This window comes from Vibrio hepatarius (assembly GCF_018860525.1).
Taxonomy (GTDB): domain Bacteria; phylum Pseudomonadota; class Gammaproteobacteria; order Enterobacterales; family Vibrionaceae; genus Vibrio; species Vibrio hepatarius_B.
Map to the genome: position 1 here is coordinate 1 of NZ_JAHKPM010000012.1, position 17159 is coordinate 17159.

The 17159-nt window shown below is 39.8% G+C and carries 19 protein-coding genes and 1 pseudogene; 8 read left to right on the plus strand and 12 right to left on the minus strand.

Annotated features, from left to right (window positions below):
- The 5 genes from KO511_RS03635 to KO511_RS03655 form a co-directional block, all read left to right on the plus strand.
- A partial coding sequence (locus KO511_RS03635) for a ZrgA family zinc uptake protein (RefSeq protein WP_215986111.1) occupies nucleotides 1-258 on the plus strand: 258 nt, incomplete at its 5' end.
- A gap of 54 nt (nucleotides 259-312) precedes the next feature.
- A complete protein-coding gene (locus KO511_RS03640; protein WP_436840206.1) occupies nucleotides 313-1017 on the plus strand; it encodes an ABC transporter ATP-binding protein in 705 nt (234 codons plus the stop codon).
- On the plus strand, nucleotides 1014-2273 hold the full coding sequence (locus tag KO511_RS03645) for an ABC transporter permease (RefSeq protein ID WP_215986113.1): 1260 nt from the start codon (nucleotides 1014-1016) through the stop codon (nucleotides 2271-2273). The genes KO511_RS03640 and KO511_RS03645 overlap by 4 nt, the downstream gene beginning before the upstream one ends.
- Nucleotides 2274-2275: 2 nt before the next feature.
- Nucleotides 2276-2869, plus strand: a complete 594-nt coding sequence (locus tag KO511_RS03650) for a DUF3299 domain-containing protein (protein WP_215986114.1) — start codon at nucleotides 2276-2278, stop codon at nucleotides 2867-2869.
- A 297-nt stretch (nucleotides 2870-3166) separates the two neighbouring features.
- On the plus strand, nucleotides 3167-4063 hold the full coding sequence (locus KO511_RS03655; protein WP_215986115.1) for a TIGR03899 family protein: 897 nt from the start codon (nucleotides 3167-3169) through the stop codon (nucleotides 4061-4063).
- Nucleotides 4064-4174: 111 nt separating this feature from the next.
- Here the strand turns inward: KO511_RS03655 and pgi are convergent, their stop codons facing one another.
- Nucleotides 4175-5827, minus strand: a complete 1653-nt coding sequence (gene pgi / locus KO511_RS03660) for a glucose-6-phosphate isomerase (RefSeq protein ID WP_215986116.1) — start codon at nucleotides 5825-5827, stop codon at nucleotides 4175-4177.
- Nucleotides 5828-6123: 296 nt separating this feature from the next.
- On the opposite strand from pgi, the pseudogene KO511_RS22500 reads away from it, so the two are divergent.
- Nucleotides 6124-6273: pseudogene (locus KO511_RS22500) on the plus strand (secondary thiamine-phosphate synthase enzyme YjbQ); the annotation flags it as partial.
- A gap of 92 nt (nucleotides 6274-6365) precedes the next feature.
- On the opposite strand, the gene KO511_RS03670 reads toward KO511_RS22500, so the two are convergent.
- Genes KO511_RS03670 through KO511_RS03680 form a run of 3 tightly spaced genes read right to left on the minus strand, consistent with a single transcriptional unit; the run spans nucleotide 6366 to nucleotide 8958 of the window.
- Complete coding sequence (locus KO511_RS03670; RefSeq protein WP_215986118.1) at nucleotides 6366-6992, minus strand: HAD family hydrolase; 627 nt, start codon at nucleotides 6990-6992, stop codon at nucleotides 6366-6368.
- On the minus strand, nucleotides 6982-7230 hold the full coding sequence (locus KO511_RS03675) for a hypothetical protein (protein ID WP_215986119.1): 249 nt from the start codon (nucleotides 7228-7230) through the stop codon (nucleotides 6982-6984). Before KO511_RS03675 ends, KO511_RS03670 begins: the two co-directional genes overlap by 11 nt.
- Before the next feature lie 21 nt (nucleotides 7231-7251).
- On the minus strand, nucleotides 7252-8958 hold the full coding sequence (locus KO511_RS03680; RefSeq protein ID WP_215986120.1) for a carbamoyltransferase family protein: 1707 nt from the start codon (nucleotides 8956-8958) through the stop codon (nucleotides 7252-7254).
- Nucleotides 8959-9071: 113 nt separating this feature from the next.
- Here KO511_RS03680 and KO511_RS03685 point away from each other — a divergent pair, with 113 nt between their 5' ends.
- Nucleotides 9072-9950 (plus strand): LysR family transcriptional regulator, encoded by an 879-nt coding sequence (locus KO511_RS03685; protein ID WP_215986121.1) that lies wholly within the window; start codon nucleotides 9072-9074, stop codon nucleotides 9948-9950.
- A 78-nt stretch (nucleotides 9951-10028) separates the two neighbouring features.
- On the opposite strand, the gene KO511_RS03690 is transcribed toward KO511_RS03685, so the two are convergent.
- From KO511_RS03690 to KO511_RS03700, 3 genes are all read right to left on the minus strand, one after another.
- The gene (locus KO511_RS03690) at nucleotides 10029-10985 is read right to left on the minus strand and encodes a nitrilase family protein (protein ID WP_215986122.1); all 957 of its coding nucleotides are present in this window, start codon (nucleotides 10983-10985) and stop codon (nucleotides 10029-10031) included.
- Nucleotides 10986-11171: 186 nt separating this feature from the next.
- The gene (gene alr / locus KO511_RS03695) at nucleotides 11172-12254 is read right to left on the minus strand and encodes an alanine racemase (RefSeq protein ID WP_215986128.1); all 1083 of its coding nucleotides are present in this window, start codon (nucleotides 12252-12254) and stop codon (nucleotides 11172-11174) included.
- Nucleotides 12255-12266: 12 nt separating this feature from the next.
- Nucleotides 12267-13679: a replicative DNA helicase gene (locus tag KO511_RS03700; protein ID WP_215986123.1), complete on the minus strand. Its 1413-nt coding sequence runs from the start codon at nucleotides 13677-13679 to the stop codon at nucleotides 12267-12269.
- Between the two features lie 172 nt (nucleotides 13680-13851).
- On the opposite strand from KO511_RS03700, the gene KO511_RS03705 reads away from it, so the two are divergent.
- Nucleotides 13852-14616 carry a DUF481 domain-containing protein gene (locus KO511_RS03705; protein ID WP_215986124.1) on the plus strand — a complete coding sequence of 255 codons (765 nt, stop codon included), beginning with the start codon at nucleotides 13852-13854 and terminating at the stop codon, nucleotides 14614-14616.
- Nucleotides 14617-14668: 52 nt separating this feature from the next.
- Here the strand turns inward: KO511_RS03705 and rplI are convergent, their stop codons facing one another.
- The 5 genes from rplI to KO511_RS03730 form a co-directional block, all read right to left on the minus strand.
- Nucleotides 14669-15121: a 50S ribosomal protein L9 gene (rplI, locus tag KO511_RS03710; protein WP_215986125.1), complete on the minus strand. Its 453-nt coding sequence runs from the start codon at nucleotides 15119-15121 to the stop codon at nucleotides 14669-14671.
- A 33-nt stretch (nucleotides 15122-15154) separates the two neighbouring features.
- Entirely contained in the window at nucleotides 15155-15382 is a 228-nt protein-coding gene (gene rpsR, locus KO511_RS03715) for a 30S ribosomal protein S18 (protein WP_000090472.1), read from the minus strand.
- A 104-nt stretch (nucleotides 15383-15486) separates the two neighbouring features.
- A complete protein-coding gene (gene rpsF, locus KO511_RS03720) occupies nucleotides 15487-15867 on the minus strand; it encodes a 30S ribosomal protein S6 (protein ID WP_125319664.1) in 381 nt (126 codons plus the stop codon).
- A gap of 211 nt (nucleotides 15868-16078) precedes the next feature.
- Nucleotides 16079-16555: a bacterioferritin gene (gene bfr / locus KO511_RS03725; protein ID WP_215986126.1), complete on the minus strand. Its 477-nt coding sequence runs from the start codon at nucleotides 16553-16555 to the stop codon at nucleotides 16079-16081.
- A gap of 76 nt (nucleotides 16556-16631) precedes the next feature.
- A complete protein-coding gene (locus KO511_RS03730) occupies nucleotides 16632-16820 on the minus strand; it encodes a (2Fe-2S)-binding protein (RefSeq protein ID WP_215986127.1) in 189 nt (62 codons plus the stop codon).
- Nucleotides 16821-17159: the final 339 nt, after the last annotated feature.

Genomic DNA, 17159 nt, shown 5'->3' on the forward strand with positions numbered 1-17159 from the left:
GATGGTCACGATGGTCATGATGGTCATGATGGTCATGCAAACGATCACGAAGAGCATCATCATGACCATAAAGGTGGCCACGGTGAGTTCACCATCGAATATCATTACCAATGTAAGAATTTGGGTGCCCTAACATCGATCAATACACAGTGGTTCACCCATTTCCCAGCAACAAAATCTATAAGTGTTAATCTACTAACAGACAAAGCTCAAACTGCTTTAGAACTATCTCCAAGTAATACAAAAATTTCACTTTAAGTTTTTTGGCCTGAAAGTTCTATCTTTCAGGCTTTTTTTCAGGTTATGTCGATGATGAAAAATACCAATCACGGTGTTGTTGAACTGGATCAAGTCACTTTTACTTGGCCAGGTAATAACACACCAACACTAGACCTAGATAGTTTATCTATCCCTAAAGGCGAACACCTGTTTATCAAAGGCCCCAGTGGGTGTGGGAAGTCAACATTACTTGGGCTGCTAACAGGTATCCATACAATCAATACCGGAAAGCTACAGGTATTAGGCAAAGACCTATCTCAGATGCCAGGTAGCAAACGGGATAAATTCCGAGCCGATAATATTGGGTACATATTTCAACAATTTAATCTACTTCCTTACCTTAGTGTGATTGAAAACGTCACTCTTCCTTGTCAGTTTTCAAAACTTCGTAGATCTAAGCTTGATAAACCACTTATCGAAGAAGCAATAGATTTACTAAACAAACTTCACCTGCCAGAGTATTTAATGCATAAGCCTGTAGTTGAATTAAGTATTGGTCAGCAGCAACGTGTTGCTGCTGCGCGAGCATTAATTGGCAAACCGGCATTAATCATTGCAGATGAACCCACCTCTTCACTTGATTACGACAATCGTAGTGCCTTTATCGAGCTGTTACTCGGGCAAGTAAACCAAGCAAAATCAAGTTTGTTGTTTGTCAGCCACGATCCGACTTTGGAAAGCATGTTCGATAAAACCTTAAACCTTAATCAGATGAATCGAGCAGGAGTAACGTCATGACTCCAACACTTATGCTTGCTTGGAAAAGTGTCCGTAACCGCAGAATTACTGCCATTTTAACCATCCTGACTGTCGCGATATCAGTCATCTTATTACTTGGAGTCGAACGCGTTCGGACTCAAGCAAAAAACAGCTTTGCTAATACTATTTCAGGGACAGACCTCATCGTGGGTGGTCGCTCAGGACAGGTCAACTTACTGCTCTATTCTGTCTTTCGTATTGGTAATGCCACCAATAATATTGATTGGAAAAGTTTTACCGAATTTAGCAACCATCGCGCAGTAAAATGGGCCATTCCAATTTCTTTAGGCGATTCGCATAAAGGGTTCCGTGTTATGGGGACCAACCACAGTTACTTCGAACACTATCGCTATGGAAAAAAGCATCCACTAGAAGTAGCTGAAGGCAAAGAATTCAATCAATTATTTGAAACCGTCATCGGTTCAGATGTAGCCAGAAAGCTAGGCTATCACATTGGAAGTGATATCATTATTGCCCACGGGATTGCTGATGTCGGATTTAGCCGCCACGATAATCTCCCCTTCAAAGTGGTTGGCATCCTTGCACCAACCGGTACTCCGGTAGATAAAACGGTACATGTGTCACTTGAAGCAATTGAAGCAATTCATGTAGGTTGGGAATCAGGTGCACACCTTGGTAACACCCCTAGTACTGAACAATTAGAGAGTCAAAACTTTCAGCCCAAGCAAATAACCGCAATGCTATTAGGCCTTAATTCTAAAATCCAAGCCTTTTCACTGCAACGTCAAATCAATACTTACCCTAAAGAACCACTTAGCGCAATTCTACCAGGCGTGGCATTACATGAATTATGGGGGATGATGTCTGTTGCAGAGCAAGCATTGATGGTTATTTCGGTATTTGTTGTTATTGCTGGATTACTTGGCATGCTTTCGAGCTTACTAACTAGCTTACATGAACGACGCCGTGAAATGGCGATTTTACGTGCGATGGGAGCAAGACCACGACACATATTATCCTTACTTGTACTCGAAGCAAGCACACTCACCTTCCTTGGACTGATTGTCGGCGTTGCTATCTTATATGCCCTATTAGCTATCATCGCACCCCTTATTCAACAACACTACGGAATTAACATTGAAATGGTCGCTTTATCTCATTATGAGTGGAAGCTTCTTGCGGCGGTACAGTTAGCAGGTACAGTGATAGGCTTCATACCAGCACTTCGTGCTTATAAACAGTCACTGAGTGACGGAATGACGATTCGAGTTTAAATATGAAAAAACGATTAATCACACTCTTTCTTGTAACAGGCTCATTGGCTACTGGCTTGGTGAATGCCAAAGACGATGCAGCCAAGAATACCGCACAAAATGCAATAAAGACCAGCACAGAAAATACCGACAAGAATTCGAAAAAAGATGTTCAGGTAAAAACTAATAAAGATGCACTTAAGCTAGATTGGCTAGACTTGATTCCTAAAAGTGAACGTAATCAATTAAACGCGCAAGGGATGCCTATTGCTAATCACTCAGGCAAAGCAGCCCATCAATCATTGATAGGAAAAGTACGTCAAGATCTAAATGGTAGCACGGTTAAAATTCCGGGTTTCGTGATTCCCTTAGAAGGCGATGCGAATAAGGTCACTGAATTCTTACTCGTACCATATTTTGGGGCATGTATCCATGTACCACCACCCCCACCAAATCAAATTGTCTATGTTAAATTCCCTAAAGGAGCTCCAGTACAGCAACTCTGGGATGTGATTTATGTTGTTGGGAAATTAAAAACAGAGAGCATTAGTCACGATCTTGCTGAAACGGGGTACATGCTGGAGGGCACTAGCATTGAAGAGTATGATGATTATTAAAGTCTAACATTATTAACAAATAAGTAACCTGTTATTTATCCGTTTTCTTTACACATATCTAGACAGATAAACTAAAACTGCCAGATAAACAAAGAACAACAAGGTAAGTGACAGGTGCTTTTTCAGTCTATTATCATTAAAAAATCTCATAAGCCCTCCAAATCCTCACAATAATTTTAACAAGTTATTATCATTTGGCATAGCGCCAATTTTCAAAGATTGCTCACAGAGTTCCTCTGGCAGCTCTGCCCGTTAAGAGGTAAATTTAAAAGATGTCATTCTCTGCTAGGTATTTACATGTCCGAGAAACAAAAACCTGTGGTTATTGATCATGAGCCAAGCGCTGAATCGCGACATGAAAAGAAACCTAATTACATCAAAGATAGTTCAAGTCGCATTATAAGCATCGCTCAATCTCACGGTCTCGATGCTTTACTGCAAAAAGACCCTCCCGAAAAAGCCGCATTGGAGAGAGCATTAATTCGCGAACGACGACAAAAAGAGTTACAACAAAAAAACCTCGAGCAAATCCTTAAGCTGGCGCACCTATCATGTAAAGATGAAACCGCTAGTGACCCAGATCATGACTGGCTACAACGCTTCTTCAACATGGCTCAGGAAGTACACAACCCTTCCATGCAGCGCCTTTGGGCACAAGTGCTCAAACGTGAAGTAACCAACCCTGGCTCGACTTCCATGAAAGCCCTAAAAACGCTCAAAGATATGTCACCAAAAGAAGCCCAAGTTCTGCAGCGAGCCGCTTCTTTAGCCTGTAGTTTTGGTGGAGATAACAGCCGAAAATTACTGATAGGGTTTCGAGCTCAAGGGGGTATTTTTAGTTTTGGCAAGCGCAGCATTACCGGCAACATCAATGTGGGGAGTTTTAAGTTACCTTATTCAAGCCTTTTAGTTTTATTCGAGTTAGGTTTAATGCACGGCACAGAACTAGAGTCGGGAGAAATTGAATTGGACTCACCTTTACCACTTACCTACCAAGGTAAACAGCTTTCACTTCAGGCACACACTAAAGGGGTTCGCCTACTTTATTACCGATTTAGCCCAACAGGTAATGAACTATGCAAACTACTGGGGAACAAGCCAAATATGCAATATTACGATCAATTAGTCGCACTACTTGGTCAAAAGTTCGCAACTCATACTGAATCTCGGGGCAGCATTGATCATACGGTCTGAACAGCATAAAGCCAGTGAATATCTAAAACGCCAGCTAAAAATCTGGCGTTTTATAAGAGTATAACCCTCTAATTTTAGTGTGCAATTCACATCAAAACGAACACTACACCATTAAGCTTTATAGGCCTTGAAGGCATTGATTAAACCATTAGTTGAGCTATCGTGAGTTACGACTTCAGATTCATCAGCAAGTTCAGGTAAGATTTGATTAGCCAGTTGCTTACCTAGCTCAACTCCCCACTGGTCAAAACTAAAGATATTCCAGATCACACCTTGAACAAAGATCTTATGTTCATACATTGCGATAAGATTACCTAGCGTACGTGGCGTAATTTGTTTCACCAAAATCGAATTGGTCGGACGATTGCCTTCAAATACTTTAAAGGGAATCAAACCTGCCATTTGTTCTTCAGACTTACCAGATTTGGTAAATTCTTCCTTCACAACAGATTCACTTTTACCAAACGCTAGCGCTTCAGTTTGGGCAAAGAAGTTCGACATCAGTTTCTGGTGATGATCACCAGCAGGATTATGGCTATTGGCTGGTGCAATAAAATCACAAGGGATAAGCTTAGTACCTTGATGGATTAATTGATAGAAGGCATGTTGACCATTAGTACCCGGTTCACCCCAAATAATAGGACCAGTTTGGTATGTCACAGCTTGTCCGTCACGATCAACATACTTACCGTTTGATTCCATATTACCTTGCTGGAAATAGGCTGAAAAACGATGCATATATTGATCATAAGGCAGAATAGCTTCTGATTCAGCGCCATGAAAGTTGTTATACCATACGCCAATCAAAGCAAGAATAACTGGTAGGTTATTTTCTAATTCAGTTGAGGAAAAATGATTGTCCATTTCATGGGCCCCTTCAAGAAGCGCAACGAAATTGTCAAAACCAACGGCAAGCGCAATTGATAGACCAATTGCAGACCATAAAGAATACCGGCCACCTACCCAATCCCAAAACTCAAACATATTGTCAGTATCGATACCAAACTCAGAAACAGCCGTTTCATTGGTAGACAAGGCAGCAAAATGCTTGGCAACATGGGCCTCATCACTTGCTAGCTTAAGGAACCAATCACGAGCAGTATGCGCATTGGTCATGGTCTCTTGAGTGGTAAAAGTCTTAGAAGCAATCAAAAACAAGGTTGTCTCAGGGTTTAAAGGCTTCAGTGTTTCAACAATATGAGTACCATCGACGTTCGATACAAAATGTAGATTGAGATGGTTTTTATATGGGGCTAAGGCTTCTGTCACCATATAGGGGCCAAGATCTGAGCCACCGATACCAATATTGACAATATCCGTAATCGCTTTGCCAGTATACCCTTTCCAATCACCTTCAATCACACGCTCAGTGAATGATTTCATTTTGTCTAACACAACATTGACAGCAGGCATAACGTCTTCACCATCAACCAAAATAGGTTTGTTACTTCTGTTACGCAGCGCTGTATGTAAAACAGCACGTCCTTCAGTTTGATTGATGGCTTGGCCACCAAACATAGCTTGAATAGCGGAGTTAAGCTCAGTCTGGTTAGCCAAAGCGAACAAATGTTTGAGAGTTTCGTCATTAATTAAGTTTTTCGAATAATCAACGAGAATGTCAGAACCAAATCGAGCAGAGAACTTTTCAAAGCGCGCCTCATCTTGAGCAAATAGCTCTTGTAGGTCCATATCTTGTGCTGACTCAAAGTGCTGTGTAAGCGCTTTCCAGGCTGGTGTTTGTGTTGGATTAATATTTTTCAACATGGTGACGTTCCCAGTGTTAGAGTAGATACAATTCTACTTGGTTTGGTCATGATAGTGAGGAAAACTGCGATCTGTAGCAGTCCCAATTAAGCAAAAGTAGTTCTGTTCTCAAAGCTAAACAAGTGAACAAAAACTTGTAATAAATTTTCAGGTCGACATTATGACTCAGTCACAAAATAATATTATTGAGTCAAATCACATTAGTTATTAATTAAGCTTGTCGACTTAAAACAACATTGACGCATAACGATACCGATAATGATATCATTTGCCAAATAGATTTTAGAGGGGGCTGTATGTGGAGCCAACAAACCATTCGACTCACAGCGAGAGCACGTGGATTTCATCTTATAACCGATGAAATAGAACAACAATTACCGGAGTTATCATCAATTTCTGTGGGAATATTACAGTTATTTATCCAGCATACCTCTGCAAGTTTGACTAAAGCTCAGGTTAAATTGAACGTAGTTTGTATTGAGCTAAATAACCAAGATAAAAGCACGCAACCTAGAAAAGGCTACATGCTTTCCTAACATTACTGCCCTAAAAGAGAGCTATAATCAGAGATATTTTCAATTACATTTTCTGTAAACATTGAAACTCCATGGCCAACAACTATACATGGTGAATTACAAGCCTTAGAAGCAAGAACACCACTATGAGAGTCTTCAAAAATCAAACACTCACTAGGAGAAAGCCCCATACTATGAGCCCCTTTGATAAATCCCTCTGGATTTGGCTTTCCCTCTTTAACATCATCACGGTCAATGATGATATCAAAATAAGAGCGTAAGCTATGTAGATCTAGAATAAAGTCAACACGAGCTCTCCAACTTCCGGTAACAAGAGCAACCTTTGTTCCTTGAGCCTTTAAATGGTCTAGAAATAGTTTTGCGCCCGATATCATAGGAGTCTTTGCTGTTTCCTCATATTCATCTACTTCATACTTGATTTTCTTCTGCAGCGTTAGTGGCAAGTGCCCAAAAAAGTGGTTCAAAGTATATTGACCAGATCGGCCATGAATGTGGACATCGATGTCCTTTTTACTAATTTGTATATCAGCTAAGCTGGCCCCATGCCGCCATGCTTGCTCAATTGTTTGCCTAGAGTCAATCAATGTTCCATCCATATCAAATAAAACACCTTTATACTTAGGTAACATGAATTGATTCCTTCCTACCAGCAAGCTCAAGAATATCCATATTATCTGCGATTTTGTCTTGATAGATACAAATAGCATCGCGAGAGTTTTTTGCAGAGCAAGTAACTGGTAACACGACTGCTTTTTGCTTGAGAATAGCTTGTAACGTCGGGCCTGCTTCATCACAATCTAGGTTCTGCGCAATAACTTGACCACCACAATTAATAAAGGCAAAGGTCGACATGATCTCTTTAGTCATAATTAAACTCCTTTAATTTAATCACTGAGAACGACTAATAACAAGGCAGTCATTAATTAACAATAAATCAACGACGCCTTTATCAAGGTTTCGGAGCGCATTATCTGCGCTTAAAACAATAGGTTCTTCGTGCATATTGAAAGACGTATTAATAAGAGCTGGTTCACCGGAGCGCCTCTCCCACTCTACGAGTAGTTCATGCATAAAAGAGTCTTTAGCATACTTAATAACTTGTGGTCTTGCGGTTTTATCAATATGAGTGACTGCTGGACACATCTCTGAAAAATAGTCTGTACAATCATAAGTCACTGTCATAAATTCTGAGGCAATATGTTGATCACCCCAGCCAATAAAACTATCACCAGCAAATACATCAGCAAATACATCAGCAACAACAGGAGCAAATGGCATAAATTCTGTACGATGCATTCTCTCATTTAACCAATTATTTATAGATTTATCTTTAGCGCTGCAGATTATACTCCTACTGCAAAGAGCTCTTGGCCCAAACTCCATCCGGCCTCGAACGAGACCAATAACTTTATTTTCTTCTAGATAGTCAGATATCGTTTTAATTATCTCGGTTTGTGCGGCTCTATAAACTTTGTAATTAGGATTATTTAGGAGAGAGGAATATACACTCTCAGTGTCTACGCTTGGCCCCAACTTCATAGATGAAATCAAAGCTCTTTGGCGTGTAGTTTGAAACGTTGCTACTGCTGCCGCACCTAACGGTAAGCCATCATCTCCCATCGCGGGCAACACAAAAATGTTTCTCACTCCCGGAAGTTCTTTTAGCCTCTGATTCAATTTTACATTTCCAAACACCCCACCAGCAAGACATAAATCACTAGGTTCTGCCGAGTCTATATATTGAGTTATTACTTTTGTTAATATATTTTCTAGATGTAGCTGTGCAGAAGCTGCAATATCTTCTTTCGAATCTCCTTCGAACAAGGACTCTAGTAAGTCATAGTTGTTATTATATGAAGGCAAATAACCATATTCGAAGTTACCTCTAATTCGACCTAAATCATTAACATCGATTAACATTTTCATCTTATCAATGAGCTTACTACCATCTCCATGAGCTGCTAAGCCTGTTATTTTCCCTTCGTGTCTATTTGGCTTAAAACCTAATAAAGCAGTTATTCGACCGTAAAAATACCCCAAACTATCGAAGCTAGTTTCTCTTTGTAGAACATTAAACTCACCATCTACGAAACGCGATACAGTTAAAGACTGGAAGTCTCCGCGGCCATCACATGATACTGTAAGCCCACCTTCAAATGGAGAACATATCATAGCAGCGTTGGCATGTGCTTCATGGTGGTCAACATAGTGAGCTTTTTCAGACAATTTATTTTCTGCAAGAAAAGATTCAAACTCGTGACGCTTTTCTCTGTCATTATTTATTTCGTCAGTTAGTCGTTTGCGCATGTCACTGATAAAATTAGGAGCATCTTGACACCCTTCAACTATTCGATCAAAGTACAGTTCTAAGTGCTTATCTTTATCAAAACCAGCAGACCATCCATAAGCAATCTTATCAATGTCATGTAATTCTAAATTCCCTTGAGATAAGACATAGTCTATCGAATTATACGGAAATACTTTATGAGCTTTAATCCTTGTAAAACGTTCTTCACTTGCAGAAGCTACTATCTTCCCATCTGAAATCAAACAAGCACCAGCATAGTCATTATTAGACACACCAAGAATATTCATATTTATACCAACTTCTATTTAAATTAAAAACGCTTCTATCATCAACAAGTACTTTATTTAACTTAAGTCATTATATATAATGAAATTAATTCTATCATGCATGAAACTTAGGAATGGATATTGACTCAATCAGAGCATACTGTGAGTTAGCACATCAAGGGAACTATAGACTTGCAGCAAGTAAGCTTTTCATTACTCAGTCAGCAGTAACTAAAAAAATACAACGTCTCGAGGATGAGCTTGGTGCCACACTTTTTTATAGAGGTAGGAACGGAGCAAGCCTGACAAACGTTGGGTTATCTTTACTGCCAGAAGCGAAGAGCCTGCTAAAACATTTTGATAAGTTTAACAATATATCAAAACAAATAGCAGAAGGAAAAGCAGGCCTTCTAAAAATAGGCTTTGGTATATCAAGCTATTCTTTCGCCACTAAAGCAATTGCAAATTTCACGAAGACTAACTCAAACATAAAGGTATCAATTAACGACATCCCCTCACAAAAGCAAATAGAAATGCTGAGAAATGAGACTTTAGACATTAGCTTTTGCCGTCTTCCCATTCCTGCAGACTTAGACTCGGTTTTGGTAACTAAAGACAAACTAGTATTAGCAACTCATCGTTCTATATATATAAATAAAAGCTCCCCTGTAGAAACTGTAGAGTCGATGAACTTGAACTACATGAAGTTAAACCCAAAACGTGGTCCAGGAATTGAGAGACTGACTCAAAAATACATGTCTCAGATAGGAAAAATTCTCGTCCCAGAAAGAGAGGCTAACGACATCTTGACACTCGTAACTATGATTTCATCTAACCTAGGATACTCAATATTGCCAGCCAGCACTGCATATATTAGTAATGAGCAAATTAAGTTTACTTCACTTCCTAACTGTGGGACTAGTTGGGATGTTGGAATAGTGTGGAACCCAGAAATTGAAAACACAATCCGAGATGAATTTATTCAGCAAACTATTTCTCTGACCTTGACTTAAAATTAATACATAGGTAAGAAGAGATCGCCACATAAAAACTTACTTTTGAAATATAGATATTTTTTGATCTTTATCTTATCATTCTTTTAAAAATCTAGCCTCATAAGGAGATAGCTCACCACCCTCAACGACGATAGGGTGATAAAGGTCAGGTCTCCTTCCACGAATCCAGCGCCTACCCGTACACATGTTAAGTTCCTCTCCATTCAAATCAGCGATTATCATATCATCAGTAACACTATCAGTTTCGGCAATAATTTTTCCGTATGGATTAATTATCATAGCATTGCCTGTCCTCACTTCATCCATATCAACTCCTACACCATTACTAAAAATCAAGAAAATACCATTATCATGTGCACGGGCAGGTAACCAACGTAGAAGCCATTCACGTCCTTTAGGCCCCTGCATTTCGGAGTAAATTTTATCTGGATTTTTATCTCGATCATGCCATAATTGAGGCTCAATTAACCCCATAGCATCTGGGCTTCGCGAATTGCATCCTCCAGTCTGATGAGGTGCAATAAGAATATCAGCTCCCTTTAAAGCATTAATTCGAACATTCTCCACTAAATTATTATCCCAGCAAATCAAAATACCGACACGACATCCATAAATAGTATCAAAAACCGTAAAATCATTCCCACTGGACATATATTTACTTACAAACGTATGCAGCTTACGATGCTTCCTCAATTGGCCGTCAGGCATTGCCATTATATATGTATTGTAAAAACACCCAAGCTCATCTAACTCAATCAATCCAGCACAAATACTTATGTTATACTTAGAAGACATTTCCAATAATATGCTACTACTCTTACCCCGAGGAACAAACTCGGCTAGAGAGGCGATTTCTGTTTTACTTAATTTCGAGACATGCCAATATCCTGTGATACACATTTCAGGAAAAACGACAATCTTCACATCATGTTTAGAAGCTTGCCTCACATAGTTTTCAATAACCGAAAGGTTATATTCTTTATCATTTGCTCTATGGTTAAACTGCACAGACGCTACTCGTATATCTTTCACTTACAACACTCCTATTGACCATACCACTTCGTTTCACAATGTTGCATAATTAAAACCATTATAAAAATGAATAATATTCAATAAAAATAGGAATGGATTGTAACTACTAGTCATTTGATTTACATAAAAAATAGCTCACCTTATATAAGATGAGCTATTTCCTGAGTCAGTCTCATTAATTGAAGGTTATTGAGTAGTAAGGTATTCCATTTCAACCCGCGAGGTGAGCTTGGTCACTAACTCATACGCAATGGTGCCTATATGATTAGCCACCTCTTCCACAGGCAGATCCCGTCCCCATAGAACGGCTTCATCACCGACCTTGTCGACCGCATCAGCCCCTAAATCAACTGTTAGCATATCCATAGAAACACGCCCAGCGACAGGAACCTTACGATCATTAACCATTACAGGGGTTCCATTAGGGGCCATTCTCGGATAGCCATCACCATAGCCAATCGCGATTACACCCACTTTAGTATCGCACTGAGAAGTCCATACCCCACCATACCCAACACTCTCACCGGCTTTAACCTCTCGGACAGCAATCAAATGAGATTTTAAAGTCATCACAGGCTTATAACCCATTTGCTCAGCCGTTTTATCATTAAATGGTGAAACGCCGTACATTATAATTCCAGGGCGAATCCAATCCAGTTGGCTTTCAGGCCAGGCCAAAACACCTGCTGACGCCGCTAAAGAGCGCTCACCCTCACATCCTTGGGTTAAAGACATAAATAGCTCTATCTGCTCTGTTGTCGTAGGTTTATCTACCTCATCAGCACATCCAAAATGACTCATATAACGTAAAGGCTTTGCCACATTTGGGCAGGCTTTGAGACGAGTAACAAACTCTTGATATTGCTCAGGTCTGACACCAAGCCGATGCATGCCACTGTCTATCTTTAGCCATACAACGACTGGGGCTTCTAACTCTGCCGCTTCTAATGCATTAAGCTGCTCTTCACAATGTACTACTGACTGAATATTGTTAGTCACCAGAACAGCCAAGTCACCTGATGAATAGAAACCCTCCAGTAACAAAATTGGTTTCACAACGCCACTAGCACGTAGTTGTAGCGCTTCCTCTATTCTCGCAACACCAAATGCATCAGCACCCTCTGCATTAGTGGCAATATGCCGCAAACCATGTCCATAGCCATTAGCTTTTACCACAGCCATAACTTTACTTTTAGGTGCTTGAGACTTTAGCTGTTTGAGATTGTGTTTTAATGCGTCTAAATCAATGCACGCTGTTGCTGCTTTCATATAACTCATGTGTTATTCATCATCCACATCAAATGCAGGGCCGGCATAATTATCAAAGCGTGACCATTGTCCTTGGAACGTCAGTCGCACGGAACCTATAGGCCCATTACGTTGTTTACCTAAGATAATTTCAGCCGTTCCTTTCATCGGGCTATCAGGGTTATAAACCTCATCTCGATAGATAAACATTATCAAATCAGCATCCTGTTCAATTGAACCTGACTCACGTAAATCAGAGTTAACTGGACGCTTGTCTGCACGTTGTTCTAACGAACGGTTAAGCTGGGAAAGAGCAACAACAGGAACATTAAGTTCTTTCGCTAAGGCTTTTAATGATCGTGAGATTTCGGCAATCTCTAGTGTACGGTTTTCGGTAATAGATGGAACACGCATTAGTTGCAGGTAGTCAACCATAATCATTGACAAACCACCGTTATCACGTGCAACACGACGAGCTCTCGAACGAAGTTCTGTCGGGGTTAGACCAGAGCTATCATCAATAAAGATATTCTTCTTTTCCATTAATAACCCCATGGTCGAAGAAATACGAGCCCAATCTTCGTCGTCCAGTTGACCAGTACGGATTTTAGTCTGATCAACTCGAGAAAGTGACGCTAACATACGCATCATTAGCTGCTCTGATGGCATTTCTAAAGAAAAAATTAATACTGGCTTATCTTGTGACATAGCTGCATTTTCACACAAGTTCATCGCAAATGTCGTCTTACCCATCGAAGGACGCGCAGCGACAATAACCAAATCAGAGCCTTGCAAACCCGCTGTTTTTTTATTTAAATCGGTAAACCCAGTCGTCACTCCAGTTACACCATCTTGAGGTGATTTGTATAGGATTTCTATCCTTTCAAGCGTTTTTTCAAGTATATTGTCAACATTTTGCGGACCATCATTGTCACTGCTCCGTGATTCCGCTATAGCAAATACTTTACTTTCTGCCATATCCAGCAGATCTTCTGAGGAACGACCTTGAGGATCGTAACCTGCATCCGCAATTTCATTTGCGACGCCAATTAAATCTCGAGTAAGCGCACGTTCAGCCACAATATCTGCATAGGCATTAATATTGGCCGCACTAGGTGTATTTTTCACCAAGTCCGCGAGATAAGCAAAACCACCTACATCATCAAGTTGTTCACGTTGCTCTAGAAACTCTGATAAGGTGATTAAATCGAGAGGCTCACTTTGTTCGAGAATAACACGAGAGGCTTCAAACATTAATCGATGAGGCCGGCTATAAAAATTCTTAGCGACAACACGCTCAGCGACAGTATCCCAACGCTCGTTATCAAGTAATAAACCACCAATAACGGACTGCTCGGCCTCTATAGAGTGAGGAGGGGCTTTGATAGCATCCACTTGGGTGTCTGTTGGCTTTTTATTACGATTATCGATTTTAAGATCTGCCATGTTAGTGCTCAGCAACTGAATTTTGATCGCTTATTATAGCTAGAATGAACCCGATGTCTGTAATAAACAAGGAGTTTAAATACTTCTCGTGTAGAATTAACTTAGATATGACTGAAATTATATAAAAACTTCCTATTATTCACCCAATACTATGATTTAAAAGAGGCAGTGAGTGACAAAACTTTGGCTCATAACAACAAGCCTACTGCTCAGTTCCATCGTTTATGCGGATGAAGCAGAACAAAGCCAAGATAAGATTGACATACCCTCCCCTTGGAAAAGCGAAATCGAGTTCGGTTACCAATCTCACACAGGAAATACAGACTCACGCTCAGTCAACTCAAGGCTAGGCGCTGAATACCTCTCTGGACGTCACCGAACAACAGGGGAATGGAAATATTACCAGCTTTACAAAGATGGCGAAGAAGACAAACGGCAATCAACCTATCTAGCACAAAGTGATTATAAACTAGGCCCGAAAACATACCTTTATGGAAACTTCCAAGGTGTTGATTCTCGCTACAGTGCTTATTTTAAAGACTACACACTATCTAGCGGTTTAGGCTATCAATTTTACAATACCGACAGTTTTATTCTTGAACTAGAACTTGGCCCCGGTTACCGCTACCAAGAGCCAAATACAGATGAAATTGACGATGACGATTTAGCCTTTGATGAACAAGTTGAAGAAGTCATATTTCGAGGTCACGCAAAAAGTAGCTGGCATATTACAAAAAACTTAGATTTATCGGCAGGTGTAACACTGGTGGCAGGCGATAGCAATGTAAGAACAGATACGGAACTCAATGCAACCAATAATATAAATGAGTATATTGCCTTAAAAATTGCGTATTCTCGGCAATATCATGATCGAGTACCAGAAGGCTTACAAAATGCCGATAGTATTTTTTCAATCAATCTATTATTTTCACTATAAAAAAAGCACCTCAATTGTTGAGGTGCTTTCATTTATCAAGTTTGATACTGATTTACTTAGCAGCAACAACCTGAAGAGTAACAGTAGCGAACACCTCAGAGTGAAGTTGAACACTAATTTCGAACTCACCGATATTACGTAGTGCGCCTTCTGGGAGACGAACTTCGCTCTTCACGACTTCAACGCCAGCGGCATTAATTGCGTCAGCAATGTCACGAGTACCGATAGAACCGAACAGTTTACCTTCGTCACCTGCTTTAGATGCGATAACAACGGCTTCAAGAGCGTTTACTTTTTCAGCACGAGCTTCTGCAGAAGTAAGCTGCTCAGCAACCTTAGCTTCTAACTCAGCACGACGTGCTTCAAACATTTCAACGTTAGATTTAGTCGCCATAACAGCCTTAGCTTGAGGGATAAGGAAGTTACGAGCATAACCAGATTTAACGTTTACAGTGTCACCAAGACTACCTAGGTTACCAATTTTATCAAGTAGAATAACTTGCATTGTTTAATCCTCTTTCTTAATAAAACGAACCGATTACTGATGTTTATCAGTATACGGTAGTAAAGCTAAGTAGCGAGAACGCTTAATAGCGCGAGCTAGTTGACGCTGATATTTAGCACTAGTACCAGTGATACGGCTAGGTACTATTTTACCAGCTTCAGTGATGTAGTTTTTAAGAGTTGCTACGTCTTTGTAATCAATCTCTTGTACGCCTTCTGCAGTGAAACGGCAGAATTTACGACGACGGAAGAAACGAGCCATGGGCTATCTCCTGATCTTAAATTTGATTAAAGTTGTCTGCCTAAACTAGAGTGCAGAATACATCCTGCTCTCAAATTAGGCTGAGTACTAAATCTGAGTGATACTTACTCAGCAGCAGCTTCTGGCTTAGCTTCAGTACGCTCTTCGCGGCGAGGAGCACGCTCTTCTCTCTGCTTAAGCATGATTGATTGCTCAGTGATAGCTGCTTTAGTACGCATGATCATGTTACGTAGAACTGCATCGTTGAAACGGAAAGCCGTTTCTAGCTCATCGATTACAGCTTGGTCAGCTTCAACGTTCATTAGAACGTAGTGAGCTTTGTGAAGCTTGTTGATTGGGTAAGCCAATTGACGGCGGCCCCAGTCTTCTAGACGGTGGACAGTACCACCAGCTTCAGTGATTGAACCAGTGTAACGCTCGATCATGCCAGCAACTTGCTCGCTTTGATCAGGGTGCACCATGAATACGATTTCGTAATGACGCATTGGTTGCTCCTTACGGATTATTCAGCTTCCACAAATGGCTCAGTCATCCACAGGAAGCAAGGAACTAAAGATAATTGACTGAGATTAAGGAGCACGAATGGTACAGAAACAAAGCAGTTTAAGCAAGAAAAATATAAAGCGGCAAAATAACACACGCCATCATCTTTGGCCGCTTTTCATTTTTAGGACTGTATTACGTAAGTATATAGAGTTAATCTTCATCAACGTATTGAGCTTGAAGGTAATTTTGAATACCCGTCATGGCAATCAAACCAAGTTGGGTCTCTAGCCAATCAACATGCTCTTCTTCATCTTCCAATATTTCTTGGAATATATCACGCGACACATAATCATGGCTGTCTTCAGCATAAGCAATGGCTGATTTAAGATCGGGAATCGCTGCCATTTCTAACTTAAGATCGCATTCAAGCATTTCTTTAGTATCTTCACCAATCATTAACTTACCAAGGTCTTGTAAGTTAGGGATACCTTCCAAAAAAAGGATACGTTCAATTAAATGATCCGCATGCTTCATCTCGTCAATAGATTCATGATACTCCTTATCAGCTAGATGCTTTAATCCCCAATCTTTATACATTCGCGCATGAAGAAAATATTGATTTATGGCCACTAGTTCATTGCCGAGAATTTTATTCAGATGTTGAATTATGATGGGATCGCCTTTCATGATGCACAACCTCTCTTTTGGTCCAACTTAAACTGTAGAACCAATTTAGAGAGTGTCAAAATACGAAAAGTTATCGCTAGCTAGCTTCAGAAAGTTCTACGAACTCCATGTCATTTAAAATCTCTTTCGTCATCTTGATGCATTTACCACATTGACTACCAAGTGCAGTGCATTTCTTGATTTCTTTAATATCTGTTATGCCTTCTTCCAACATTAGTTTTTTAATTTGTTTATCAGAAATACCATGACATAGACAAACATACATACATAAAACCCATAACAGTAATACAAACGATAATAACTATTATTACCAATAATTAAATAAAGAAGCTAAGAATGATTTGTTATATAAGAAAGGCAGAAATAAGAGCTCAGAATACTTATCAGTATGATAATATTTCTCTGTAAGCTAAATTAGAAAATAAGTTATTGATTATTTTTCAAAAAAATAATACATATTTAACTATTCCAATTACAATCGCATCATTTTTTTATAACCAAAAAACAAAAAAAGAGAAGCCAAGGCTTCTCTTTCTCTAGATGCGCTTTTCTTCAAACACGAAGAAGAGGACAAGATTTCGACTAATTCCTATGAATTAGTCGA